A 25,079-nucleotide genomic window follows, 5' to 3' on the forward strand; every position below is an offset into this window, starting at 1 on the left:
GCCGACTACACTTGGCGAAGCAATTTTTTTTATGGTATACTATTTGATAAAGCAGAAGCGTGATTATAAATACTTAATGAAGCGACTTGTATTAGCCCTTATGTTGATGGTACCGCTAGTCACCTTGGCCCAGACCAAAGTGGGGGGTACAGTGTCAGATGAAAGCGGAGCGCCCATTGCGTTTGCCAATGTGCTCTTCAAAAATTCCACCGAGGGTACCATAACCAATGAGAACGGTAGGTTCTACTTTGAATCGGATGCGACTTACAAGACGCTTATCGTTTCCTTTATTGGCTATAGAAGCCAAGAGATCAACTTGCCTTCTCGCGTGAATTACGACATGGAAGTTGTTTTGGAAGAAGAAACCGAACAACTTAACGAGGTGGTATTGATTTCGGGGAAACAATCGAAGAAAAACAACCCGGCCGTAGAGATTCTGAAGAAAATCTGGGCTAAAAAAAGGGAAAATGGTGTTCGAAAGTTTAAGCAATACGCGTACGACAAGTATGAAAAAGTGGAGTTCGACCTGAATACCATTGATAGTGCTCTGATGAGGAAAAAGGTTTTCAAGGGATTGGAATTTATTTTTCAAGATTTGGATACTTCCCGAATTACGGGTAAAACGTACCTCCCTATTTTCTTGAACGAAACCTTCTCCAAGGTACATGGCGACAATATCCTAAAGGAGGAAAAGGAAAATATCTTGGGAAACAAGAATTCAGGATTCGATAGTAACCAAGCCATAATCGCTTTTGTCGCCGACCTCTATCAAGACTATGATATTTACAATAATTACCTGAAGTTCTTTGACAAGAGTTTTACAAGTCCGCTTTCCCGAACGGGCGTAGATACCTATAATTATGCGTTGCGCGATAGTGCATTTATCGACAATAAATGGTGTTATAATATTGTATACTATCCACGGAGAAAAAATGAATTGACGTTCAAGGGCGATTTTTGGGTGAACGATTCTACCTATGCGATTAAGAACATTAATCTCGAGGTGACCAAAAGCGCCAATATCAATTGGGTAAAAGAGATTTATATTGAACAGGAATTCGATGTGGTCAACGACTCGGTTTTTCTGTTGAAGCGTGACTATATGTTGAGTGACTTCAGTTATCAGAAAAAGGAAAAATCACGCGGCATTTATGGTAAGCGCACCACGGTGTATGATAACTACGAGTTCGATATAGAAAAAACCAAGGATTTTTATAAAGCGGATAAGAATCCATACGACCCGAATGCCGTGATACAGGAAGACACATTCTGGGAAAAGAATCGTCTGGAAGAACTGAATAAAGATGAATCTGGAATTTACAAATTGCTCGATACGCTGAAAACAGTCCCGAAATTCAAATCGTACTACAATCTTGCGAGTATTTTGGGTTCTGGTTATGTGGAAATCGATAAGTGGAATATGGATATAGGCCGCATCTACGATGTCTTTGGCTTTAACGATGCCGAGGGTCCACGAGTTCGATTAGGGGCGCGAACCTATTTTGGTGAAAACGACCCTTGGCGTTTGGAAGGTTACGGGGCATATGGTTTCACGGATAAAAAGTTCAAATACGGTGCATCCGCTAAATTTCTGTTGGATAAGAAAAACAGATTGATTTTATCTGGGGGCAATCGCCGTGATGTAGAGCAGTTGGGAGGAAGCCTTACCGCGACCAACGATGTTTTAGGAAGGAGTATTGCCTCTTCGGCAGTACTTACGGTAGGGGCCAACAACCGATTGACGAGTATCAACTTAAGCGCTTTGAACCTTGAAATGGAGCCGGTGACCAATTTCCGTATTGGTTTAGGGTCCACCTTTCGAACACTCCGTTCGGCCTTGCCCGATGCCTTTAGCTTAGATTATGTGGATGCAAGCGCTGATACAGGGGTTTCTTCTGAAATTCGACAGTTTGATGTGAATGCCCTATTGATTTATACCCCGGGCAAACGAACGATAGGGTATGGTGTCGAACGTCGCGACATCAATGATGAATACAGCACACTATTATTGAAATACACCAAAGGTATCGATGGTGTTTGGGATAGCGATTTCAATTATAGCAAGTTGCAGTTCTCTTATAGCCAACCATGGCAAGTAGGAGGTTTTGGGCGTTTGTTCAGTACCGTGGAGGTTGGTAAAACTTTTGGGGATGTACCCTTAGGTCTTCTGAATGTTGTGCCAGGCAATCAAACTTTTTTCACGACCTATGGCACCTTTGCCAATCTGGATTTTTATGAATTCGTTACCGATACCTATGCTTCGGTACATTTGGAACATAACTTTAATGGAAGGCTGTTTTCTAGAATACCATTCCTTAGAAAATTCAATCTCAGGGAGATTATCGGTCTTCGAGGGGTTTGGGGGCAGCTATCCGATTCGAATATGGCCTTGAGTGCACCGGCTACTATAAACACGCCGTTACAAGCACCGGATGATAGAATTTATTATGAATACTCATTAGGAATCGGTAATATTTTTAGGATTCTCAGAATCGATTTCAACTTTCGGGGCAATTATTTGGATAGCCCGAATGCGCGACCATTTGCCATAACAGGTACCTTTGGTTTTAGCTTTTAACGTTGCCTTACTTTTCCCGACATCTTTGTAAAGGTGGTATGGGTAGTCGAAATGGTTGAAGACTTTTTTAACCTACATGTAAAACCTATACTATTGTTGTACCTTAAACGTTAGAATATCTTTGCGGACTAAAAAATAGCGAAAATGCCTAAAAAAGAAATAACATTCGATGTGTTGATCGAAATCCCCAAAGGGAGTAGAAATAAATACGAATACGATTTTACCCTTCATAAAATTCGGTTTGACCGAACACTCTTTTCATCGATGATGTATCCAGGTGACTATGGTTTTGTTCCAGAAACTTTGGCCTTGGATAAAGACCCGTTGGATGTCTTGGTGATGACCACTGAACCGACCTATCCCATGGTCGTGATGGAAGTAAAGCCCATAGGTGTTTTTCACATGACCGATGAAAAAGGTCCGGATGAAAAGATTATCTGTGTTCCTGTGAACGACCCTGTTTGGAACAAGAAGAACGATATCAGCGATATCAATCCACATCGAAAAAAAGAGATTACCCACTTTTTTAAGGTATATAAAGACTTAGAGGAAAAGAAAGTCGATACCGGAGGGTGGGGCGACGCAAAGGAAGCAATTAAGATTTATCACGAATGTGTGAAGCGTTACGAAGAGAGTGACCACAAAAAGAAACGCACCTTCACGATTTAAAATTTCAGCTCCAAAAAAGCCCCATTTATAGTTAAATGGGGCTTTTTTTATTCTCTATGATTTCACTACTTTTGCCCCCGTTAGAAAAAACTAAATAAATAACTCAACAATGGAATTAATCGTAAAATTTTTACCTGTATTCGGAGTGGTGGCCCTTCTCTATGTGGCCTGGAAGAATGCATGGGTAGGCAAGCAAGAAGTCGGTGACGCCAAAATGGCTCGAATCGCAAAAAATATTGCCGATGGGGCAATGTCTTTCTTGAAAGCCGAGTACAAGATCTTGTCGATTTTTGTAGTGGCTGTAGCTATTCTTTTATTCTTTAAAGGAAGTAATGAAGAAGGCTCTAACGGTATGGTGGCCGTCTCTTTTATAGTAGGGGCGATCTGTTCGGCTTTAGCCGGATTTATTGGAATGAAAGTCGCCACCAAAGCGAATGTGCGAACCACAAATGCTGCAAGACAATCGCTTGGAAAAGCCTTGGAAGTAGCTTTTGCAGGTGGTGCCGTGATGGGACTTGGTGTTGTCGGTCTTGGTGTTTTAGGATTAAGCGGATTGTTCATGTTGTATAGTGGTCAAGGATGGGCCATCGGTGAAGTGTTGAATGTACTTTCCGGATTTTCACTTGGAGCCTCTTCAATTGCCTTGTTTGCACGTGTTGGAGGTGGTATTTATACCAAAGCGGCCGACGTTGGCGCTGATTTGGTAGGTAAAGTCGAAGCAGGTATTCCTGAAGATCACCCACTAAACCCTGCTACGATTGCCGATAATGTCGGTGATAATGTCGGTGATGTTGCCGGTATGGGAGCTGACCTTTTCGAATCATACGTAGGTTCTATTATCGGTACCATGGTATTGGGTGCTGCGTTTACTCAAATCCCTGCTTTTGCAGGAGCTTTTGATGGTTTGGGCGCTGTTTATCTTCCTTTGGTATTAGCTGCCATTGGTATAATCATGTCTATCATCGGTACCTTCTTTGTGAAAGTAAAGGATGGTGGAAATCCACAGACTGCGTTGAATATCGGCGAATTTGGTTCTGCTGGTTTGATGTTGGTCGCTTCTTATTTCATTATTACCATGATGCTTCCCGAAAGCTGGTCTTTCGGAGGAACCGAATATTCTGCGTTGGGTGTTTTCTTCGCTGTAATAGCTGGTTTGGTTGCTGGTTTGGCAGTAGGTAAAGTAACCGAGTATTATACAGGTACAGGTACAAAACCCGTAAACGCTATTGTGAGACAATCCGAAACCGGCGCAGCGACCAATATCATTGCTGGCCTCGGGGTAGGTATGATGTCTACGATGTTCCCTATTTTATTGATCGCTGCTGCGATCTTGGTTTCGCATCACTTTGCCGGACTATATGGTATCGCGATTGCTGCAGTAGGGATGCTTGCCAATACCGGAATCCAATTGGCGGTTGATGCCTACGGACCGATTTCCGATAATGCAGGAGGTATCGCTGAAATGGCGGAACTTGAGCCTGAAGTACGGGAAAGAACGGATAAATTGGATGCAGTAGGAAATACAACGGCTGCCATTGGTAAAGGATTTGCGATTGCCTCCGCAGCTTTAACGGCTTTGGCCTTATTTGCTGCCTTTATGCAAACTGCAAACGTAACTGCAATTGATGTTTCAAAACCGACCGTAATGGCTGGTCTGTTGGTGGGAGGAATGCTTCCATTCGTATTCTCTGCATTATCAATGAATGCAGTTGGTCGTGCCGCAATGGCCATGATCGAAGAGGTACGACGTCAGTTTAGGGATATTCCACAATTGAAAGCGGCCCTTGAAGTAATGAGGGCTGTTGATTCCGATATGTCAAAAGCGACCCCTGAACAGCGTGCTACTTTTGATGCTGCTGACGGCGTTGCCGAATATGATAAATGTGTTGCGATTTCCACGCAAGCATCGATTAAAGAAATGGTATTGCCTGGACTATTGGCGATTGCCGTACCGGTTGCCGTCGGATTTATAGGTGGTGCCGAAATGTTGGGTGGACTTCTAGCGGGAGTTACAACTTGTGGGGTGCTCATGGCGATTTTCCAGTCCAATGCTGGTGGTGCTTGGGATAACGCTAAAAAGATGATTGAGGAACAAGGTAAAAAAGGTACAGATGCGCATAAAGCAGCTGTGGTAGGTGATACCGTTGGTGATCCGTTCAAGGATACTTCCGGACCTTCTTTGAATATCCTATTAAAGTTGATGTCCGTTGTTGCTTTGGTTATTGCACCAAGTATCGCGATGGATGTAGACACTGGTATGGCAACTACTACCGAAGAAGTTTCAAAAACCATCACAATGAATGTCGAAAATGATGATATGGCCGAAGCTACAATTGCCTATACATCAGTTGTGAATGGAGAAGAAGTGACCGAGGAGAAGACCATTTCAGGTACCAAAGTAGAAGTGGAAGCCCAGTTGCAAGAAATGAAAGATGCTGAAGTAAGAACTGAAGGCGTACAAAAGGAGATTGTGATTGAAAAGGAAGTCAATTAATAGGACTTTAGTTTTTCATTGGATATTGAAAGCCATCTGACAGACGTCGGATGGCTTTCTTGATTAAGGCTATTGCTTATCTGAGGTATAGAACCGTATAAATAAAACCATCTTTATTTACTATATAGGGTTGATCGTCATATGCTTTTAATTGAGTCTGAAGTTGATAGGAATCGTAAAGGCTACTTTCACGTTTTTGTCTCTCTGTTTTCCGGGTTTCATTTGAGGGAGTTTCCCGATTATTCTTCCAGCTTCTTTTTCTAAAATTTGGTGTGGTCCTCTTAACTTGATTCCACTTATGGTTCCATCTTTTTGGATAGTGAATTGAGTAAATACTTTTCCTTGAATACCCATTTCCTGAGCCATTTCCGGATATTTAAATGCTTTTGAGATATGCTTGTTCATCATTTTCTGGAAGCATGCGCGTTTGTCCTGATCATTTTCACATCCAGGGAAAACAGGTACTTCTTCAATGTTAATCCAATCAACTTTTGGTTCTTCAACCACTTTTTCGAAATCTATATCTTCTAATGTTTCGATGACCGTATCCGGCTCCGGTTCTATAACTTCAATAACCGTCTCAATGGTTTCCTCTTCGTCAGGTATAACTTCTATAATGGGAGGAGTCGTAATTTTTTTTGGAGGAGGTGGAGTTTCTATTTCAAATAGTTCAATCTCTTCAATTAGCTCTTCATCCACATTCATGGAAATACTATAGTCTGGTGTTTCAAAAAAGGTTTTCCATTCCAATGCCACGTAGGTCAGCATCAATACGGAGAAGAGGCCAACAACGAAATACATTCCACTGTTTCGATTCAAATCTTTTTTCGGATTTTTTTTAAGTTCCATTTCTTTTTGATTTTTGAGTCCATTTCAAGAACTCGGTTTACATAAAATTTAAAAGCGTCGGTAGTCTTTAGGAAATGATGGGTTGTTTATGTAGTTCAATCTAGAACAGTATGCCACGATAAGCAATGAGTATTGAGGGAACGAACCCTTTTAATGAGGGAACAGGTTAATTTTTAACCAACCTGTGAGGAATGTCCTTTGAAGCTTTTCTATATTTGAAGTAATGGCACTATTCGGTAAGAGAGACAAACTGCAGATCATCAGCTTTCAGAGCTATGGAACCGATACCCATTTGTATGTCAGGGGCCGCGCCTTGGAGGATGAAAAAATCGATTTGGCCCATCAGGGTTTGTTCCGTTTATTCTGGAATTCGTTCAAGCGGTTCGAGACCGATGAGGTGAAACATACCAAGCTTCGTCTGACCTTGCCCGACAATCGGGTATTCTATACCGAAACGGATCATGAGGGCTACTACAAGTTCGATGTGCAGGCTGATAACTTGCTCAGCTTGACCAATTCTGAAGGCTGGGTAACCTGCGAACTGGCGTTTGAAGCAACGGATTTGAAGCATGAAATTTCGAGGGCGAACCGATTTCCAGGGGAAGTACTTATTCCTTCTGAAAAAATCGAATATGGCGTCGTGAGCGATATTGACGATACCATTTTACATACTGGCGTGGTATCGCTTTTGAAATGGCGGGTCATTGTCAATACCTTCTTTAAGAATGCTGCGAAAAGAGTACCTTTGAAAGGAGCGGCTGAACTATATCATACGTTCCACCTTGGAAAATCAGGCAAAAATGCGAATCCCATTTTCTATGTGAGTCATAGCCCATGGAACTTGTATCGCTACCTTGATTTCTTCTTGACCGAGAACAACTTTCCAAAAGGCCCCATACTGCTGCGCAGCATGTCAAGTTTTCGACCTGGAAAATCAAAAAAGCCACACAAACAGAATGAGATCCTGGATATTTTGAGCACCTATCCGCAGTTAAAATTTATCTTGATCGGTGATAGTGGTGAGAAGGATGCCGATATTTATAAGGATATCGCCGAGAAAAACCCAAATCGAATTTTGGCCATTTACTTGCGCACGGTCAACCATAAAAAGAAAATACGCCGAATACAGGCCTTGATCGACTCTTTTTCCCTAGTACCCATGGTGTTGGTTCGTACAAGCGAACAAGCCATTGAACACGCCAAGGAAAACGGTTTTATTTAAGTTCGAACAGACCGTTGATTTCGGCATCGATCTTGTTGATGACATGACCTAGGTCTTCAGGTTCATCCACGAAGTCAAGGTCATCGACATCTATTACCAGAAGATTGCCTTTTTCGTACCCGTGCACCCAAGCCTCATAGCGCTCATTGAGACGACTGAGGTAATCAATGGATATGGTATTCTCATAGTCACGGCCACGTTTATGAATCTGCTTGACCAAATTCGGAATCGAACTTCTGAGGTAAATCAGGAGGTCGGGAGGTTGAACCAAACTCTCCATCAATTCGAATAAACTCGAGTAATTGGTGAAATCACGGTTGGTCATCAGCCCCATGGCATGGAGGTTAGGGGCGAAAATATAGGCGTCCTCGTAGATGGTACGGTCTTGAATGATATTCTTGCCCGATTCCCTTATTTTCAAGATTTGGCGGTATCTGTGATTCAAAAAATAAATCTGTAAGTTGAAACTCCAGCGTTCCATTTGGGTATAGAAATCATCCAAATAAGGATTGTCTACCACATCTTCGAAGTGCGCTTCCCATTTATAATGTTTGGAAAGTAATTTTGTCAATGTGGTCTTTCCCGCCCCAATATTTCCCGCAACGGCTATATGCATACTTTAAAGCTATAATGATGGTTAGTTACTCCGCATAAAATCGATAGCATACAATATACAAAGTATATCGAGTTCACTCAAAAAATCATCGATGAAATAAGGCTTTAAATTTATTTCTACCCATTATTTTCGGATTGAAGCCCGTGGGGGCCACTGTTGTCATAAGCCTTCCTTTTTCGAACCGCTCTTTTTAGCGGCAATTCTTTACCGATTCATATCGGCAACAAAACTATTTTCATATTTTTGCACCTGAACCAAGAGGAAGGATTTGACTGATTGCAACCTCTAGACCCTGGAGCCTTCAGGGTGCAAAAATGCTAAAGCAGTTGATATTAGCAAGCTACTATCACACTTCTCAAAGCATTACGGCCTATCCTTCGCAGATTTTTTGATTATTATGTCGTATTTATTTACATCTGAATCCGTTAGTGAGGGGCATCCTGATAAAGTTGCCGATCAAATAAGTGATGCCCTACTGGATAGTTTTTTGGCTTTTGACCCTGAGAGTAAAGTGGCTTGTGAAACCCTGGTGACCACAGGTCAAGTAGTATTGGCGGGCGAAGTGAAAAGTGATACCTATCTCGATGTGCAGCATATTGCACGAACGGTCATCAATCAAATTGGATACACCAAGGGCGCCTACCAATTCAGTGGGGATTCCTGTGGTGTGATTTCATTGATTCACGAGCAATCAAAAGAGATCAATCAAGGTGTTGACCGCGGTAAGAAAGAAGAGCAGGGGGCCGGTGACCAGGGTATGATGTTTGGGTATGCCACCAATGAAACGGCAAATTACATGCCGTTGGCCCTTGATATTTCGCATAAAATATTGCAGGTTTTGGCCGATTTACGGCGTAAAGGAAAGGAAATTGATTACCTCAGGCCGGATGCCAAGTCGCAAGTAACGATCGAGTACTCCGATGATAATGTACCGCAACGAATCGATACTATTGTGGTGTCCACCCAGCATGACGCCTTCCACAAAAACGATGCGAAGATGTTGGCAAAGATCAAAAAGGATATCGTTGAGATTTTGATTCCGAAGGTCAAGAAGAAGCTGCCGAAGAAAATACAGAATCTGTTCGATGACCAGATTAAATACCATATCAATCCAACCGGAAAGTTTGTTATCGGGGGCCCACATGGAGATACAGGCCTTACAGGTCGAAAAATAATTGTGGACACCTATGGGGGCAAGGGTGCACACGGTGGTGGCGCCTTTAGCGGAAAAGACCCGAGTAAGGTGGATCGCAGTGCGGCCTATGCGGCCAGACATGCGGCAAAAAACCTTGTGGCTGCGGGTGTCGCGGATGAGATATTGGTGCAAGTCAGTTATGCTATCGGTGTGGTTGAGCCAACTTCTATTTTTGTGGATACCTATGGAACGGCTAAGGTTGATTTGACCGATGGCGAAATTGCATTGAAGGTTGAAAAGCTATTTGATATGAGACCGTTCGCGATTGAGAAAAGACTGAAACTAAGAAATCCGATTTATCTAGAAACCGCGGCTTATGGTCATATGGGTAAAGAGCCTAGAATCACCACTAAGATTTTTGAATCTCCCTATAACGGCCGGGTCGAAAAGGAAGTGGAACTGTTCACTTGGGAGAAACTCGATAGGGTAGAGGCTATTAAAAAGGCATTCAAACTCTAGAAGAAAGTAGTAAATTATGTGAAGCCCGGCAATTTGATTGTCGGGCTTTTTTCATCCCTGCTTTTTCTTTAGTAGTTTTAGGGAAACTTAAATCATCACTATGCGAAAGTTAGCCCTCTCATTGATAACCCTTGTTATGTTGTGTGTCGGTTCTTGTGTCAAAACCGTCAAGCCGGAAGCAGAGGAAATCTCAAAAACCTATGTGGCCGACAATTATACCAAGAATGAGGTTGCCATTGAAATGCGTGATGGGGTCAAGCTACATACCACCGTTTATTCCCCAAAGGATACTTCCAAAAAGTATCCCATCATTATGCAACGCACCCCGTACAGTTCAAGACCATATGGTGAAGGGCAATTCAAAGAAAAAATAGGTCCTAATATCCATATGATGCAAGAAGGCTATATTGTCGTGTATCAAGATGTTAGAGGACGTTGGTTGAGTGAAGGGCATTATGAGAACATGCGGGCCTACATTCCGAACAAAACATCGAATGAAGACGTGGATGAAAGTTCGGATACCTATGACACCATTGAATGGTTGGTCAATAATGTGGAAAACAACAACGGACGTGTAGGTATTTGGGGAATTTCATACCCCGGGTTCTATTCCACTTACGCTACGGTAGATGCCCATCCGGCATTGAAGGCCGCTTCTCCGCAAGCTAGTATCGGGGATTTCTTTTTTGATGATTTCCATCATAACGGAGCTTATTTATTGAGTTATTTTAGGGCTACTTCCTTATTTGGTACCCCAAGGCCCAATGGTGACCAGCCCATTGATACGGCTTGGTACGGCCTACCTGATTTAAAGACCGAAGATCAGTACCAGTTCTTTTTGGATAAAGGCCCGCTTAAAAATTTGAATTCCTTTTTTGAATACGATATTAAAGACGTGGTATCGATAGCACCAGATGAAATGACCGATGATTTCTTTTGGAATGAATTAAAAGAACACCCCAATTACGATGAACTTTGGCAAAGTCGAGGGCTTATTCAACATTTAAAGGACGTGAAATCGCATGTGGCGACTATGGTTGTGGGCGGTTGGTTCGATGCGGAAGATCTATACGGTCCCTTGGAGACTTACAAGAATATTGAAAAATACAATGAAGGAAATTATAATACCATGGTATTCGGTCCTTGGGATCATGGGCGCTGGTCAAAGCGTGATGGACGTACGGTTGTGGGGAATTACTATTTCGGAGATGGCATTTCAGAATTTTTTCAGGAAAATATCGAAACCAAGTTCTTTGATCATTTTCTTAAGGGAAATGGCGATAAGAACAGCGGACTTCCAGAAGCCTATGTGTTTGATTCCGGAAGAAAGGAATGGAAGCAATACGATACTTGGCCTCCGGAAGGAGTAGTCAAAAAGGATATGTTCTTATCGGAAAATCAAGAATTAACCCCAGAGCGGAAAGCTGAAGTGGGAATTGAATTTATGAGCAATATCAAAAAACCGGTGCCCTATTCGGAGGATGTAAAGTCGGTATTTACGCCCAGAAAGTATATGACTGACGATCAGCGTTTTGCCGCTCGACGCGCTGATGTGCTTGTTTTTGAAACCGAAGTTTTGGAAGAGGATTTGACCCTTGCAGGAGATATTTTAGCCAAACTCAAAGTAGCTACGACAGGCGATGCTGCGGATTGGATTGTAAAGGTCATCGACGTGCATCCTGCCGAAACGGAAACTAATGAAGAAATGCAAGATCATTTAAAAATGAGCAATTACCATCTGATGGTACGCAGTGAAGTGATGCGAGGTCGTTTTAGAAACAGTTTTACAAATCCCGAGCCTTTTGTTCCGAATGCAAAAACCGAGGTGAACATTAAATTGCAAGATGTGTTTCACACCATTAAAAAAGGACATAAACTTCAAATACAAGTACAGAGTACCTGGTTTCCACTGATAGATCTGAATCCGCAGACCTATGTGGAGAATATTTTTAAGGCGGACGAAGAAGATTTTAAAACCCAAACCCATACGGTGTTTACCGATTCAAGTATTGAGTTTTCGGTGTTGGAGTAGGTAACGGTGTGGTGAGGCCGTTGTTAAAGGAGTTCAGGTGCTGTTGGCAGCGGTTTCTACTTTTTTTCTTCGCGCAAAATTCTGTCCATTTTTCGACCTTTTGCCAATTCGTCAATAAGTTTTTCCATACGTCTACATTGTTTGTAGACTTCAAATTCATCCGCTATTTCCTCAATTCGATACCCGCAAACGACTCCTTTGATCAAGTGTGCGTTTGGATTTATTTTAGCTTTTTGAAAAAATGTTCTAAATGTTGCTTTTTCATCAATAAGTGCTTGTAAAGCCTCTTGATCAAAACCAGTGAACCATTTAATTACATGGTCTAGTTCTTCTTTTGTTTTACCATTTTTCTCTAGCCTATTCAAGTAAAGTGGATAAATGGATGCAAATATCATATGAGCGACTTTTTCATTTTTTTCAGCTGTAACTTTCATGTCTATTGGTTTTTAATTTCAAATTCATTGGTGCCAACACATGCAGACAACTACAAGTTACAACAGATTTCAATAGTAGGAAATAGAGCTGCTAACAAACTAGTTTCCTTTCTCGAAATCAAGAAGACCGGAGGCGGTATGCTACCCTAGTAAAAGACTGGGATTTTTGTGAAATTTTTCCAAATCATTAGGTTTTTAAACAATTCTGACTTTTATTTGTGGTCTCAAAGTTCAAACACGTATTGAATAGTTATCAAGAAAGGTGGAGGGATTAGACCCTTTGAAGCCTTAGCAACCCTTGACTCCTCCCGATAGCTATCGGGATCAAGAAGGTGCTAAATTCTATCCGTTGATCAATGGGCAGATAACGCAAAACAGATTGTTCATACAATCTATTCGCTTTCTTATAACTTTTTGATTTAACCTTGCTGCAATGTCGGCTAGCTTGGGTTTGGCTTTTAATGATTTTTTGTGATTCCCGCGGAGGCGGAAATCTAGTAAGAACCAGTGTTCCAATAAAAAAACGGACGCGCAAAATGTACTATTATGAGCAATCAAAGATTAGCAACAAATGCCTTACATGCAGGTCATGACACAACACAAACAGGGGGTACGCGAGCAGTGCCTATTTATCAATCCACTTCGTATGTTTTCAATGATACCGATCACGCCGCGAATCTCTTTTCGCTAGCCGAACTTGGTTTTATTTATACCCGATTGAACAACCCTACCAATCAAATATTACAGGATCGATTGGCGGCAGTAGAAGGAGGCGTGGGAGCCGTGGTCTTTGCTTCTGGTACAGCGGCCATTTCCACAGGCTTATTGACGCTTTTGAAAGCAGGAGACCATATCGTTGCTTCCAGTAGTTTGTATGGAGGCACCTTTAACTTATTGAACGTTACTTTGCCTAGATTGGGCATTACCACCACCTTTGTTGATGCTTCAAAACCTGAAAGTTTCGGGGAGGCAGTTCAAGAGAACACCAGAGCCTTTTTTGTAGAGTCTTTAGGGAATCCGAAGTTGGATGTTTTAGATTTAAAGGCGATTTCTAAAGAAGCCAAAGCAGCAAAAGTGCCTTTTATCGTAGATAATACGGTGGCTACTCCGGGATTGTTGAATCCTATTGAGCACGGCGCAAACCTAGTGATCCACTCACTTACCAAATATATTGGTGGTCAGGGCAATTCTCTTGGGGGAGCGATAGTCGACGCCGGTACCTTCGATTGGACCAACGGGAAATTCCCAGAGTTTACCGAACCTTCCGCAGGGTATCATGGTTTGGTGTATAGCGAAGCTTTAGGCGCTGCTGCATTTACATTTAAGTTGATTTTGGAAGGATTGCGTGATTTCGGCGGAGCATTGAGTCCGTTCAATGCGTTCCAAATTATTCAAGGTTTGGAAACCTTGCCGGTACGGATAAAGCAGCATAGCGCCAATGCTTTGGAATTGGCCACTTGGTTAGAAGGAAGGGAAGAAGTCGCATGGGTGAACTATCCGGGACTCAAGAGTAACAAGTACTATGATCTGGCACAAGAGTATTTGCCAAAAGGGCAAAGTGGCTTGGTGACTTTTGGAGTTAAAGGCGGGTTTGAAGCAGCCAAGAAATTAACCGATGCCACGAAGGTATTTTCGTTATTGGCGAATATCGGTGATACAAAGTCACTTATTATCCATCCGGCAAGTACAACACATCAACAACTAACAGCAGAACAACAAGAGGCTGCCGGTGTCGGTCAAGACCTAATACGCCTATCGGTAGGGTTAGAAGATATACAAGATTTAAAATCAGATTTAGAGAATGCTTTCGCTTCGATCGACAAGTCGATTTTAGCTTAGGAAAGTCACTTCGGCTTCGCTCAGTCATGAAATAGAGTCGGCTGAGCGAAGTCGAAATAACTAGTTGACTGTATCTCGACTCCGCTCGATATGACAGAACCATACCTTTAATATATGCTCCACCACCTAAAAATAGCAAACTATAAAACCATCAGCGGTGTAACGCAAGACATCGAGTTATCCTATCAGCTTTTTGGAAAAAAGCTACACGAGGCGCCTATTGTATTAGTGAATCACGCGTTGACCGGAAATTCGAATGTCACCGGGAAAGAAGGTTGGTGGGCTTCTTTGATCGGGGAGGGTAAGTGTATCGATACGAAAAAGTATACCATTCTATCCTTCAATATTCCAGGGAATGGATACGACAAATTCACCATCGAAAACTATAAGGATTTTGTTGCGGGTGACATTGCCCATATTTTCTTAGAGGGTTTGAAAGGCTTGCATATCGATTCCCTTTTTGCGGTTATCGGGGGTTCTTTAGGTGGCGGCATCGCTTGGGAAATGGCGGTTTTGAACCCGAAACTGATCCAGCATCTGATTCCCGTCGCCTCCGATTGGAAATCTACCGACTGGTTAATTGCCAACTGTCAGATTCAAGAACAGTTTTTGGTGAATTCAAAGCAACCCGTTCATGATGCGCGAATGCATGCCATGTTATGCTATCGTACACCTGAGTCTTTCAAGGAACGCTTTAAAAGGAGTACCAATGAAGAACTGCAGGTGTTCAATGTGGAAAGTTGGTTGATGCATCACGGTAAAAAGCTACAAGAACGATTTCAGCTTTCCGCCTATAAGCTCATGAACCAACTGCTGAAGACCATCGATGTGACTCGTAATGGCGATGAAAATTTTAAAAACCTTCAAAATAGCGATACCAATATTCATATCGTCGGAGTGGATTCGGACTTGTTTTTTACCGCCAAGGAAAACAAGGAGACTTTCAAGCAGATTGCCCAGGCCAATAGCAATGTGACCTATGGTGAGATACAATCACTTCATGGTCATGACGCCTTCTTGATCGAATTTGAGCAATTGCAAAAACTTCTCTCGGGCATTTTCAACCAAAACGGGAAGTCGAAGCGAGTCAAGGTTCTGAAATTCGGCGGAAAATCACTAAGTAATGGCGAAGGCATCGGTAGGGTCTTGGAAATCGTACAATCAAAGGTTGCGGCAAATGAAAATATTGCTGTGGTACTATCGGCTCGGGAAAAGGCTACCGATCAGCTGGAGGCGATGCTCAATAAAGCAGCACAAGGAAAAAATTATATCAAGGATTTTGAGGCATTCGAAAAGTACCAGCAACACACCTTCGGCAACGTCAATCTCTCTCAGGAATTCAAAAGTTTGGCAAAGCTCTTCGAAGGGGTTTCCCTATTAGGCGATTATAGCGCAAAAATCAAGGATGAGGTGTTGGCCTATGGGGAATTGATTTCCGGTAAGTTGTTAACTAAACTGTTGATCGGGGAAAACATAAATGCCAAGTTCATAGACGCCAGGGAACTGTTCAAAACAGATGATACGTTCGGGGATGCCAAGTTATTGGAAAATGTTTCGAAAGAAAATGTGTTGCAAACGTTTTCATCATTGACGTCCGACATAGTTCCAGTATTTACCGGCTTTATTGCCGCTACCTTGGAAGGCGAAACAACGACCTTGGGCAGAAATGGCAGTAACTATTCCGCGGCCTTGCTCGCGAATTTTCTAGATGCCGAAGAGCTGCAGAATTATACCCATGTTGATGGAATTTACACGGCCAACCCCGATTTTGTGCCAGAAGCCAAGAGGCTATCGAACTTGTCATATGAAGAGGCGAACGAACTGGCGAATTTCGGTGCTACCATTTTGCATGCAAAGACGATTATCCCGTTGATCGAGAAGAACATCCCGTTGCGAATTCTCAATACTTTCAACAATGACAATGAGGGTACCTTGATCAGTGCAAAATCAAGCAAAGATGGTATTAAATCCCTTTCCATCATCGAAGATGTGGCCTTGGTCAATCTTGAGGGTAGGGGACTTTTGGGAAAAGTGGGGATCGACGCCCGTATCTTTAGAGCCCTGGAGGAAAAGAACATCAATGTCAGTATTATATCCCAGGGTTCCTCTGAACGCGGAATCGGGTTAGTGGTGAACGAACCTAATGCCATAAGGGCCAAACAGGCTTTGGAAAAAGAGTTTTCAAGGGATTTCAAATCCAAGGATATCAATATGATTACGGTAATCAATGACGTATCAGTGGTATCCATAGTAGGGCAAGACCTGAGCACTTTTCATAAACCCTATAATGCCCTGATTAAAAATCAAATCGTTCCATTGCTTTTTAATAATACGATATCGGGAAAAAATGTAAGTCTAGTCTTGAAAAAAGCAGACCTTCACAAAGCCTTAAACGTCATGCACGGTCAGATTTTCGGTATTATCAAAAAGGTGAACCTTGCGATATTTGGCCATGGTAATGTTGGGGGGACCCTTATCGACCAGATCTTAAAATCATCAGAAAGTATATCCAAGCGAAAAGGAATCGATTTGAATGTGTTTGCCGTGGCCAATTCAAGAAAACTGCTTTTGAGTAAAAAAGGAATTCCTAAATCATGGAAATCGGCAATCGAGTCAAGAGGAGCCGAATACAAGATGAGGGATATCTTTAATTTTGCAAAAGAAAACCATTTAGAAAACCTGATTGCAGTGGACAATACGGCGAATCAGGATTTTGTGGCACATTACTTCGACTTTGTGGAGAATGGTTTTGATCTGGTTTCCTCGAACAAAATAGCAAACACTTTGGGTTTTGATTACTATCAGTTACTTCGTGAAGAACTGACGAAGAATCAAAAGCAGTATTTGTATGAAACCAATGTGGGCGCTGGCCTACCGCTGATCGACACCATTAAATTGTTGCACCTGTCAGGTGAGAATATCACGAGGATCAAAGGTGTTTTTTCGGGTTCATTAAGCTATATTTTCAATACGTTTTCGGAAGTCAACGCACCCTTTTCCCAGATATTAAAAGATGCGATGCATAAAGGCTTTACCGAGCCGGACCCTAGAGAGGATTTATCCGGCAACGACGTGGGAAGGAAACTATTGATTTTGGCCCGTGAGTTGGAGCTGAGCAACGAGTTTACGGACATTCAGATTCAAAACCTGATTCCAGAGCAGTTACAACAAGGAGAAGTGGCCTACTTTCTAGAGCATTTGAATATGTTGGATGACAAGTTCAATGAAATCAAGAAGAATCAAAAACCGAATCATGTACTGCGTTATGTGGGGGACTTGCATGGGAACCTCCAAAAAGAAAAAGGGGTGCTGGATGTTGAACTGGTTTCAGTGCCTAAGGAGAGCGCGTTAGGTCAGGTCAAGGGTTCGGATTCCATTATAGAGATTTATACGGAATCATATGGGCAGAATCCCTTGGTCATTCAAGGAGCTGGGGCGGGAGCGGCAGTAACTGCCAGAGGCGTTTTTGGAGATATTTTAAGAATTGCCGAAAAAGGATGACTTCGGCTCCGCTCAGTCACCGAATTGTAAGATGGTATTTCAAACTGTTGACTGAGCGTAGCCGAAGCCAAAACCAGGTCAAGCGTAGCCAAAGCCAATACAAGGTGAAGCAAAGCCAAAACCAAATAAAGTTGAATACATGAGTAAAAATAAGTTCGAAACCAACGCTATACGAAACCAACTGAAACGTTCGCAGCATCTCGAGCATTCGGTGCCCCTTTACATGACTTCAAGTTTTGTGTTTGAGGATGCCGAAGATATGCGTGCTTCATTTGCAGAAGAGAAAGAGCGTAATATCTATTCTAGATATTCGAATCCGAATTCGTCCGAATTTGTGGATAAGGTCTGTCAAATGGAAGGTGCAGAGGCCGGTTTCGCCTTTGCTTCAGGAATGGCCGCTGTATTCTCGACTTTGGCTGCTTTATTGGAAGGTGGTGACCATATTTTATCGGCGCGAAGTATTTTTGGTTCAACGCATTCGTTATTCAGTTCTTTTTTTCCAAAGTGGAATATCTTACACACGTACTTTAAGATTGATGAGTTGGATGGCCTTGAGGAACTGATCACTCCGAAAACCAAATTGATTTATGCCGAGACACCGACCAATCCTGGAGTGGATGTCTTGGATTTGGAAATGCTTGGAAACATTGCCAAAAAACACAATCTTATTTTGGTCATTGACAATTGTTTTGCGTCACCATACTTGCAACAACCCATTAAATTCGGTGCTGATTTAGTCATTCATTCGGGCACGAAGTTAATGGATGGTCAAGGTAGGGTTTTGGCCGGTGTCACGGTCGGGCAATCGGCATTGGTTGATAAGATATATCGCTTTTCAAGAATTACGGGTCCAGCACTTTCTCCTTTTAACGCATGGGTCTTGTCAAAAAGTTTAGAGACTTTGGCGGTGCGTGTGGACCGTCATTGTGAAAATGCACTGAAACTAGCCACTTTTTTAGAAGATCATGACCAAGTGAATTGGGTGAAATACCCATTTTTAAAATCGCATCCCAAGTATGGGATTGCCAAAAAGCAAATGAAAGCAGGTGGTTGCGTGGTCGCATTCGAAGTAAAAGGAGGGTTGACAGCAGGTCAGCGATTCTTTGATTCGATCAAATTATTGTCGCTATCCGCCAACTTGGGTGATTCAAGAAGCATTGTTACGCACCCAGCCTCGACAACCCATAGCAAACTAACATCTGAAGAACGGGCAGAAACGGGTATTACAGATGGTATGGTTAGGGTTTCTGTTGGTTTAGAACATATTGATGATATCATAGATGATATAGCCCAGGCGTTAGGGTAGTGGATTATTTCACGGCATTCCAAATATCAAGATACATTTTCCAGTCACCTTCCACCTTGCGCCAAATAACCACATATTTTCCTTTCCAACTACTTTCTTCGCCGTTGGCGCGTTTGGTTTTTCCTTCATAATAGCCATAGTCATAAGCTTCATCGCCGATGACCTTTACTTCCGAGGGCATGAGTTTATGGTAAGTGGTTTGGACTCCTTCCGGCAATTTCCAGTAGTTCAATATGGCCTCTTTTCCCTCGAGTATTTTCATATTGTTAGGAAATAGTTTGGCGTCCTCGGTGTATGATTCAACGATCATCTCATAATTGGCCCCAACCACATAGCTAGAGAAGTCTTGCGCGTTTTGGAGAATTTGATCGATATCCTTCTGGTTTCCCGAGAATTCTTGGGAATAACAACTGATAGTTACAATCAGTAACCCAAAAGTAAGGAGATTCTTGAATAGAGTGGATGTCGTCTTCATAATCACCACGGTTTAGTTAAAGCCTAAATTCTTAATCCCTTCATGGCTAACCTTAATGGCTTCGAGGGGTTTCATGGTGAACGTCATGTCTTGCTCTACCATGTAGTACTCCATACCTGATTTTTCCTTTTCTGCTAATATTTTGGCAAAATCGATTGTGCCCTTGCCCACCGGGGCGAACTTCCCTTCGTCATCCATATCCTTGACATGCCAGATTTTAAAGCGTCCGGGATATTTTTCAAAGTAGGCCACCGGATCCGCGCCAGCCTTGGTGACCCAAAAGAGGTCCATTTGAAAGTTGACCAAATCCGGATTGCAGTGGTCCAGCAAATAATCGATCGGCACGATGCCGTCAGCATCCTCCATAAATTCAAAGTCATGGTTGTGGTACAATAATTGAAGTCCAGCGGCATGTGCTTTTTCTCCTAGCGCATCAATGATTTCCGCTAAATTCTTTGCTCCACCGGTCATGCTCATGGTGTTGGTCTCATTGTCATAATTGAATAATCCCATGGGTGGGATCGGAACGACAAAATATTGAAATCCTGCGGCTTTGGCGTCAGCCATCTCCTGTTCTGCATTGTCCAGGGTGACACTGCTTTGGTGTGTGCTTATAGGACGCAAATGGAGTTCTTTCAAATAAGCCTGAAAATCCTCGGGCGACATGCCATAGTACATTCCATCGGCATATCCGGCAGCTTCAATATTTTGATAACCGGTTTCGGCCACGGTTTTCAAGGTCGCTTTCGCATCTTCGGTCATAGCGTCGCGAACAGTATAGAGGGCCAATCCGCCCACCTGGGCTTTTTCAGTTGATTCCATAGGTTGGGCGGCGCCGGCTTCGCTTGAAGTACTCTTCTTGTCGGCCTTTTCTTTACATGCTACAAAGCCTAAAAACAAAAAGGCAAGTGTAGCGAATCGAAATATCATTTTCTTCATATTGTTTAATTTCAGATGACGTTTTTGGTTTGTAGAATACAAGTATCCAACTATTATATGGCAAGTAAGTTACTTATGTTTTATGGCTTCACAACTATCCTTATCAGCAGTTATAGTATAAAAATTACCTTATAACTTGTTTTTGAAAATCTTCCCATCTTTCATAATAAATTTCAGATACTTTTCAGGATCGGCGACGATGTCAATATTCTCCAATGGATTACCTTCATAAATAAGAAGGTCGGCATAGGCACCAGCTCTTATGACACCTAGTCTTCCTTCCGTATACGGATTGATTTTTCCTGAGAGCGAGAATAGACGTGCATTGCCGGAGGTAGCTTGTTTCAGAACCTCCAAAGGCGAATACCATTTGGTACGGGTTGTAAATTCTTTTAGGGCGTACGATTCGTAACCTAGATCTCCATAGGCGTCAGAACCAAACCCTACATTGATGTCATATTTTTTCGCTAGCTTAAAAACATGGTCCGTTCCTTCTAGTACAGGCTTTATTTTTTTGAGCAAGGGTTCTGGTATCGTGTCTTTTCCAGGAACCCAGAAACTTGCTGGGGTCTCGGTCCAAAAGGCTTGTGGTACAAGCCATGCGTCTTTCGCTTTGATCAATTTAATGGTTTCTTCATCGATGAGATGCCCATGGTCAAGACATTTAACGCCTGCCTTTAAGGCTCGAATGGCACCTTTGGATTCATAAATGTGAACCGCAACGTAGGTGTCCCAATCAGCTGCTGCCTGTACTGCCGCTTCTAGTTCTTCAAGGGTGAATTGTACAGAGTGAATGGGGTCGAAATCAGAGGAAATGCCGCCACCGGCCATAACTTTCAGTTGGGTCGCTCCTTTTCTCAAGTTCTCCCTTGCCGCCTTTAATACTTCCGGTACCCCATCCACCACGAAAGACCAGCCCAATAAATCTGACGGATGCATTTGTCCTCCTGACAATTGAACGCTGGGCTCATTGGAACTGCGGAAATCACCATGCCCTGATGTCTGGCTAATATAGGCTCCTGAAGGGTAAATACGAGGTCCGGGAATCAGGCCTTCATCTACTGCTCTTTTGATGCCAAAAACCGGACCTCCCAAATCACGAACTGTGGTGAAACCCAACATCAAAAAATTCTCGGCCGCTTTGGCCGTCCTAACGGCAGTATACATCCAATGCGCTTCATTTCTAGATTCTTTATCGCTCATGGTGGCCGACAAATGAACATGGGCATCCGACAAGCCTGGAATTAGGGTGTGCCCCTTTCCATCGATGACGATGGCATCATCAGGTTCGGAAATGGTTTTTGAAATGTGTTGAATAAGGTTGCCCTTGATGAGTACACTGACATTGGTATTGAGCACATTGCTTGTTCCGTCCCAAACATTGACATTCTTTAGCAGTGTTGTATGCTGTGAATAGATTGCAAGACCTATAAAGGAAAAAAAGAGTGTCAGGAATTTGGTTCTCATAGGGCTGGTGTTGTGGTGGTAGTTGAAAAGTTTAAGTGAGAAAGGTAAGCTTTTCAATCAATAACTCAATTTTTGTTTTTTCATGGTTCGCCTGTAATTCATGGCTACAGCATCAAATTTCAGATGTAGCTCTTCGGTAAAATCGAAAGGAACCTGCTCGGGCCGCTGTGATTCAACAATACGCTTATCCTGATCAAAGATAACCTGCTCAAACTCCTGTAAAATTGTATCGGGTTCATCGAGATTATAGTTGCGGCCGATCAGGCAGAATCCGCGACATTTGGTATTGGAAGTCGGTTGCGAAACGAAAAAATAGACCATACCTTTTTCACCGCCCCATCCCAGGCGTAGCACAATGGTGTACGGCAGATGTAATTCATAAACACTTTGGCGCTCGGGCTGTACGACATCCTCATTGGCAAAAACCGGAAAATCATCACTATTGGTAGCTTCTGGCCGCACGACTGAGTAGTGAAGCACCGCATCTTTGACCGTGACCTTGCATTCCGGAACTTCGGGACGGTTTGGGTCTCCCAGTAAACCAGGGTGAACCCATGGGAAATGGCCAAAATCGGTAAAATTCTCCACTTGTCTTGAGCTATCGCTATTCCAATCAAACGGACCTGTTTTGACCCATTTCCAGGTGTCTGTTCCAAACTCGGGAATATCTGGCAATTCATAGGCAGCATCTTCCAAGGCAACCCAAATCAAGCCATATCTTTCTTGACAACGGTATGCAGGGGTTTTTGCCTTTGAAGGAATAGCTACATCCGGAGCTTGTGGAATCTTTACGCATTTTCCCTGCTTATCGAACTGCCAAGCGTGATACGGACAAACAAGGCAATCATCTTTTATCCAACCTAGGGACAAAGCGGTTCCTCTATGGATACAGATATCACGCATGGCATGGACCGACCCATCGACCGTTCGCCAGATGACCAGTGGTTCGTCCAACAAAAAAGTGCCAAAGGGAGTGTCGGGCTTAATTTCTTCACTATAACCCACTGGATGCCAGCAAGCGAATAATTTCTCTGGAAATGAAGTTTTTTTAGGTTCCATAGGTTTTTATATATGAACAAATGTTCATGTAAATATATATAATTGTTCATAATCCTCAAACTTTTCTCTATTTTTGGGGCATATAGGTTAAAATGAAAAATAGCGCCAAGAAAGAACGCTTCTTCGCAGTCGTATTGAAACTAATTCATAGAAAGGGCTTTAAGGCAACTACGATGCGTGATATCGCCCAAGAACTGAATTTCGAAGTGGCGAATGTCTACAACTACATTCCTTCAAAACAGGCACTGTTAGAGACGTATATCTTCGATACACAAAACGAATTTCATGATGCGATGGAGCTTATTCTAGAGTCATCCTATGCCCCGGATGAAAAACTACGACATGTCATCTCCTCGTATATTCGCATAACAACGAAGCGACCCTATGAGCAGGCCCTTCTGGTCAATGAATGGCGAAATTTGAAGGAACCTGGATTGCAGCGGTTTCTGGAGCGAAGAAAGGCGTATGAAAATAAACTAATGTGGCTTCTTGAAGACGGAATGGAACAGCAACTTTTTAAGTCAGCTGACCCGAAAATAGCAACACAGACTATTTTGGCTTCTCTTCGTTGGTTACACAACAGCTATCTTCAGGACGATACGCCAAAGAATCCGATTGAGCTTGAAAAACAGCTCCTAACCTTTATTTTCAACGGCGTGTCGGAGAATGGATAAAGTTGAGCTATTTCCGTAATTCCAGTACGCTTTACCTATTTTAACTATCTTAGCGACATGCTCTCCAAAAAGACAAAATACGGACTCAAAGCCTTGACTTTTTTGGCTTCCCGAAAAGACACCAAACCCGTGCAAATTGCGGAAATCTCGCGAGAAGAGAATATTTCCCAAAAGTTTCTGGAGAGTATTTTGCTCTCCCTTCGAAAAACAGGTTTTCTGGGCTCCAAAAAGGGAAAGGGTGGAGGATATTACCTGATTAAGGATCCAAGTGAGATCCTAATGACCGATGTCATGCGTATTTTGGAGGGGCCCATTGCAATGGTCCCCTGCGTAAGTCTCAATTTCTACGAAAAGTGTGATGATTGTCCTGATGAGCATACCTGCTCCGTAAACAAACTGATGCTCAAGGTGCGTGATGCCAATTTGGAGGTCTACCGCAACAACACCCTTGCCGACCTGGTATCTTTCTGATAGCGTCTTGTCGAAATTTATGCGACAACCACTAAATTATTCTCAATTTACATGGTGTTTTGTTAATAATCTATTAAATCTATAGGGTAAATGAAATAAATTAGGGGAGCTTACGTCTTAGTTAGGGAATTAATTCTATTTTTGAATATCCTATTAAATCCATAGGAATAATAATTATGAAGATCAACCTAGATTTAGACTACTATAACAAGCTCTTCAGACATCAAGGTCCGAATGAGATTATCGAATGGGCGCTGCAATTGTCCGATAAGAGAATCGTCACCACCAGTTTCGGTAAATACTCGGCGGTGCTGTTGAGCACCTTTAGTAAAAAAGACCCTGATATTGATGTGGTTTATTGTGATACCGGCTATAATTTACGGGAGACCTATGCACATGCCGATTACCTGTTGAATAGATTTCATCTCAACCTCAATACGTATGTGCCCATGCAAACAAAGGCATTTATCGAACACCGACTGGGTTTTCCGAAGGTAGATGAGCCAGGTTTTACGGAGTTTACTGAAATCGTAAAACTTGAACCATTCAGAAGGGCATTGAAAGAGCATGACCCTGACATTTGGTTTACCAATATCAGAGTGCGAAAAACCGAGTATCGAAATTCCAAGGATATTTTGAGCTATAGCAAAGACGGAATTTTAAAGGTGAGTCCTTTTTATTACTGGTCCGACGAAGAATTGGATGTCTACTTGGATCAAAATCATCTACCGAAAAATAGTAACTACTACGACCCTATTAAGGCACTCGAAAATAGGGAATGTGGCATACACCTACAATAA

The 25,079-nt window shown here is 42.6% G+C and carries 19 protein-coding genes and 1 riboswitch; of the genes, 12 read left to right on the forward strand and 7 right to left on the reverse strand.

Translation table 11 applies throughout. The features are described 5' to 3' along the window. Positions 1 to 76: 76 nt before the first annotated feature. The 3 genes from ACKWCA_RS20575 (at position 77) to ACKWCA_RS20585 (ending at position 5,741) form a co-directional block, all read left to right on the forward strand. Positions 77 to 2,578, forward strand: coding sequence for a DUF5686 and carboxypeptidase-like regulatory domain-containing protein (locus ACKWCA_RS20575; RefSeq protein WP_413980128.1), 2,502 nt, complete (start codon positions 77 to 79; stop codon positions 2,576 to 2,578). A 144-nt stretch (positions 2,579 to 2,722) separates the two neighbouring features. Continuing rightward, positions 2,723 to 3,247 (forward strand): inorganic diphosphatase, encoded by a 525-nt coding sequence (locus tag ACKWCA_RS20580; protein ID WP_413980129.1) that lies wholly within the window; start codon positions 2,723 to 2,725, stop codon positions 3,245 to 3,247. Positions 3,248 to 3,356: 109 nt separating this feature from the next. Beyond that, entirely contained in the window at positions 3,357 to 5,741 is a 2,385-nt protein-coding gene (locus tag ACKWCA_RS20585) for a sodium-translocating pyrophosphatase (protein WP_413980130.1), read from the forward strand. Between the two features lie 147 nt (positions 5,742 to 5,888). Here the strand turns inward: ACKWCA_RS20585 and ACKWCA_RS20590 are convergent, their stop codons facing one another. Further along, positions 5,889 to 6,590, reverse strand: coding sequence for an energy transducer TonB (locus tag ACKWCA_RS20590; RefSeq protein WP_413980131.1), 702 nt, complete (start codon positions 6,588 to 6,590; stop codon positions 5,889 to 5,891). Between the two features lie 223 nt (positions 6,591 to 6,813). Here ACKWCA_RS20590 and ACKWCA_RS20595 point away from each other — a divergent pair, with 223 nt between their 5' ends. After that, positions 6,814 to 7,812 carry an App1 family protein gene (locus ACKWCA_RS20595; RefSeq protein WP_413980132.1) on the forward strand — a complete coding sequence of 333 codons (999 nt, stop codon included), beginning with the start codon at positions 6,814 to 6,816 and terminating at the stop codon, positions 7,810 to 7,812. Here the strand turns inward: ACKWCA_RS20595 and ACKWCA_RS20600 are convergent. Continuing rightward, positions 7,805 to 8,428, reverse strand: coding sequence for a deoxynucleoside kinase (locus ACKWCA_RS20600; RefSeq protein WP_413980133.1), 624 nt, complete (start codon positions 8,426 to 8,428; stop codon positions 7,805 to 7,807). The genes ACKWCA_RS20595 and ACKWCA_RS20600 overlap by 8 nt on opposite strands. A 397-nt stretch (positions 8,429 to 8,825) precedes the next feature. On the opposite strand from ACKWCA_RS20600, the gene metK reads away from it, so the two are divergent. Both metK and ACKWCA_RS20610 read left to right on the forward strand, forming a co-directional pair. Further along, entirely contained in the window at positions 8,826 to 10,082 is a 1,257-nt protein-coding gene (metK, locus tag ACKWCA_RS20605; RefSeq protein ID WP_413980134.1) for a methionine adenosyltransferase, read from the forward strand. A gap of 100 nt (positions 10,083 to 10,182) precedes the next feature. Further along, positions 10,183 to 12,114: a CocE/NonD family hydrolase gene (locus tag ACKWCA_RS20610; protein WP_413980135.1), complete on the forward strand. Its 1,932-nt coding sequence runs from the start codon at positions 10,183 to 10,185 to the stop codon at positions 12,112 to 12,114. 56 nt (positions 12,115 to 12,170) lie between these two features. On the opposite strand, the gene ACKWCA_RS20615 is transcribed toward ACKWCA_RS20610, so the two are convergent. Further along, complete coding sequence (locus tag ACKWCA_RS20615) at positions 12,171 to 12,548, reverse strand: DUF2200 domain-containing protein (RefSeq protein WP_413980136.1); 378 nt, start codon at positions 12,546 to 12,548, stop codon at positions 12,171 to 12,173. Between the two features lie 247 nt (positions 12,549 to 12,795). Then, positions 12,796 to 12,919: riboswitch (SAM riboswitch) on the forward strand. Positions 12,920 to 13,094: 175 nt separating this feature from the next. Here ACKWCA_RS20615 and ACKWCA_RS20620 point away from each other — a divergent pair. The 3 genes from ACKWCA_RS20620 (at position 13,095) to ACKWCA_RS20630 (ending at position 19,194) form a co-directional block, all read left to right on the forward strand. Beyond that, positions 13,095 to 14,387: an O-acetylhomoserine aminocarboxypropyltransferase/cysteine synthase family protein gene (locus tag ACKWCA_RS20620; RefSeq protein WP_413980137.1), complete on the forward strand. Its 1,293-nt coding sequence runs from the start codon at positions 13,095 to 13,097 to the stop codon at positions 14,385 to 14,387. A 114-nt stretch (positions 14,388 to 14,501) separates the two neighbouring features. Then, positions 14,502 to 17,888: a bifunctional aspartate kinase/homoserine dehydrogenase I gene (thrA, locus tag ACKWCA_RS20625; protein WP_413980138.1), complete on the forward strand. Its 3,387-nt coding sequence runs from the start codon at positions 14,502 to 14,504 to the stop codon at positions 17,886 to 17,888. 139 nt (positions 17,889 to 18,027) lie between these two features. After that, the gene (locus tag ACKWCA_RS20630) at positions 18,028 to 19,194 is read left to right on the forward strand and encodes a trans-sulfuration enzyme family protein (protein WP_413980139.1); all 1,167 of its coding nucleotides are present in this window, start codon (positions 18,028 to 18,030) and stop codon (positions 19,192 to 19,194) included. 4 nt (positions 19,195 to 19,198) lie between these two features. Here the strand turns inward: ACKWCA_RS20630 and ACKWCA_RS20635 are convergent, their stop codons facing one another. The 4 genes from ACKWCA_RS20635 to ACKWCA_RS20650 all read right to left on the reverse strand — a co-directional run bounded on the left by ACKWCA_RS20635 (position 19,199) and on the right by ACKWCA_RS20650 (position 23,134). Beyond that, positions 19,199 to 19,669: a YybH family protein gene (locus ACKWCA_RS20635; protein WP_413980140.1), complete on the reverse strand. Its 471-nt coding sequence runs from the start codon at positions 19,667 to 19,669 to the stop codon at positions 19,199 to 19,201. 12 nt (positions 19,670 to 19,681) lie between these two features. Beyond that, on the reverse strand, positions 19,682 to 20,608 hold the full coding sequence (locus ACKWCA_RS20640; protein ID WP_413980141.1) for a sugar phosphate isomerase/epimerase family protein: 927 nt from the start codon (positions 20,606 to 20,608) through the stop codon (positions 19,682 to 19,684). Between the two features lie 129 nt (positions 20,609 to 20,737). Further along, positions 20,738 to 22,075, reverse strand: a complete 1,338-nt coding sequence (locus ACKWCA_RS20645; RefSeq protein WP_413980142.1) for a metal-dependent hydrolase family protein — start codon at positions 22,073 to 22,075, stop codon at positions 20,738 to 20,740. Positions 22,076 to 22,132: 57 nt separating this feature from the next. After that, on the reverse strand, positions 22,133 to 23,134 hold the full coding sequence (locus ACKWCA_RS20650) for an aromatic ring-hydroxylating dioxygenase subunit alpha (RefSeq protein WP_413980143.1): 1,002 nt from the start codon (positions 23,132 to 23,134) through the stop codon (positions 22,133 to 22,135). Between the two features lie 92 nt (positions 23,135 to 23,226). Here ACKWCA_RS20650 and ACKWCA_RS20655 point away from each other — a divergent pair, with 92 nt between their 5' ends. From ACKWCA_RS20655 to ACKWCA_RS20665, 3 genes are all read left to right on the forward strand, one after another. Then, positions 23,227 to 23,808 (forward strand): TetR/AcrR family transcriptional regulator, encoded by a 582-nt coding sequence (locus tag ACKWCA_RS20655; RefSeq protein WP_413980144.1) that lies wholly within the window; start codon positions 23,227 to 23,229, stop codon positions 23,806 to 23,808. A 57-nt stretch (positions 23,809 to 23,865) separates the two neighbouring features. Further along, positions 23,866 to 24,279 carry an RrF2 family transcriptional regulator gene (locus tag ACKWCA_RS20660; protein ID WP_413980145.1) on the forward strand — a complete coding sequence of 138 codons (414 nt, stop codon included), beginning with the start codon at positions 23,866 to 23,868 and terminating at the stop codon, positions 24,277 to 24,279. Between the two features lie 176 nt (positions 24,280 to 24,455). Then, positions 24,456 to 25,079: a phosphoadenosine phosphosulfate reductase domain-containing protein gene (locus ACKWCA_RS20665; protein WP_413980146.1), complete on the forward strand. Its 624-nt coding sequence runs from the start codon at positions 24,456 to 24,458 to the stop codon at positions 25,077 to 25,079.

This window comes from Maribacter corallii, from assembly GCF_047345415.1.
Taxonomy (GTDB): Bacteria; Bacteroidota; Bacteroidia; order Flavobacteriales; family Flavobacteriaceae; genus Maribacter_C.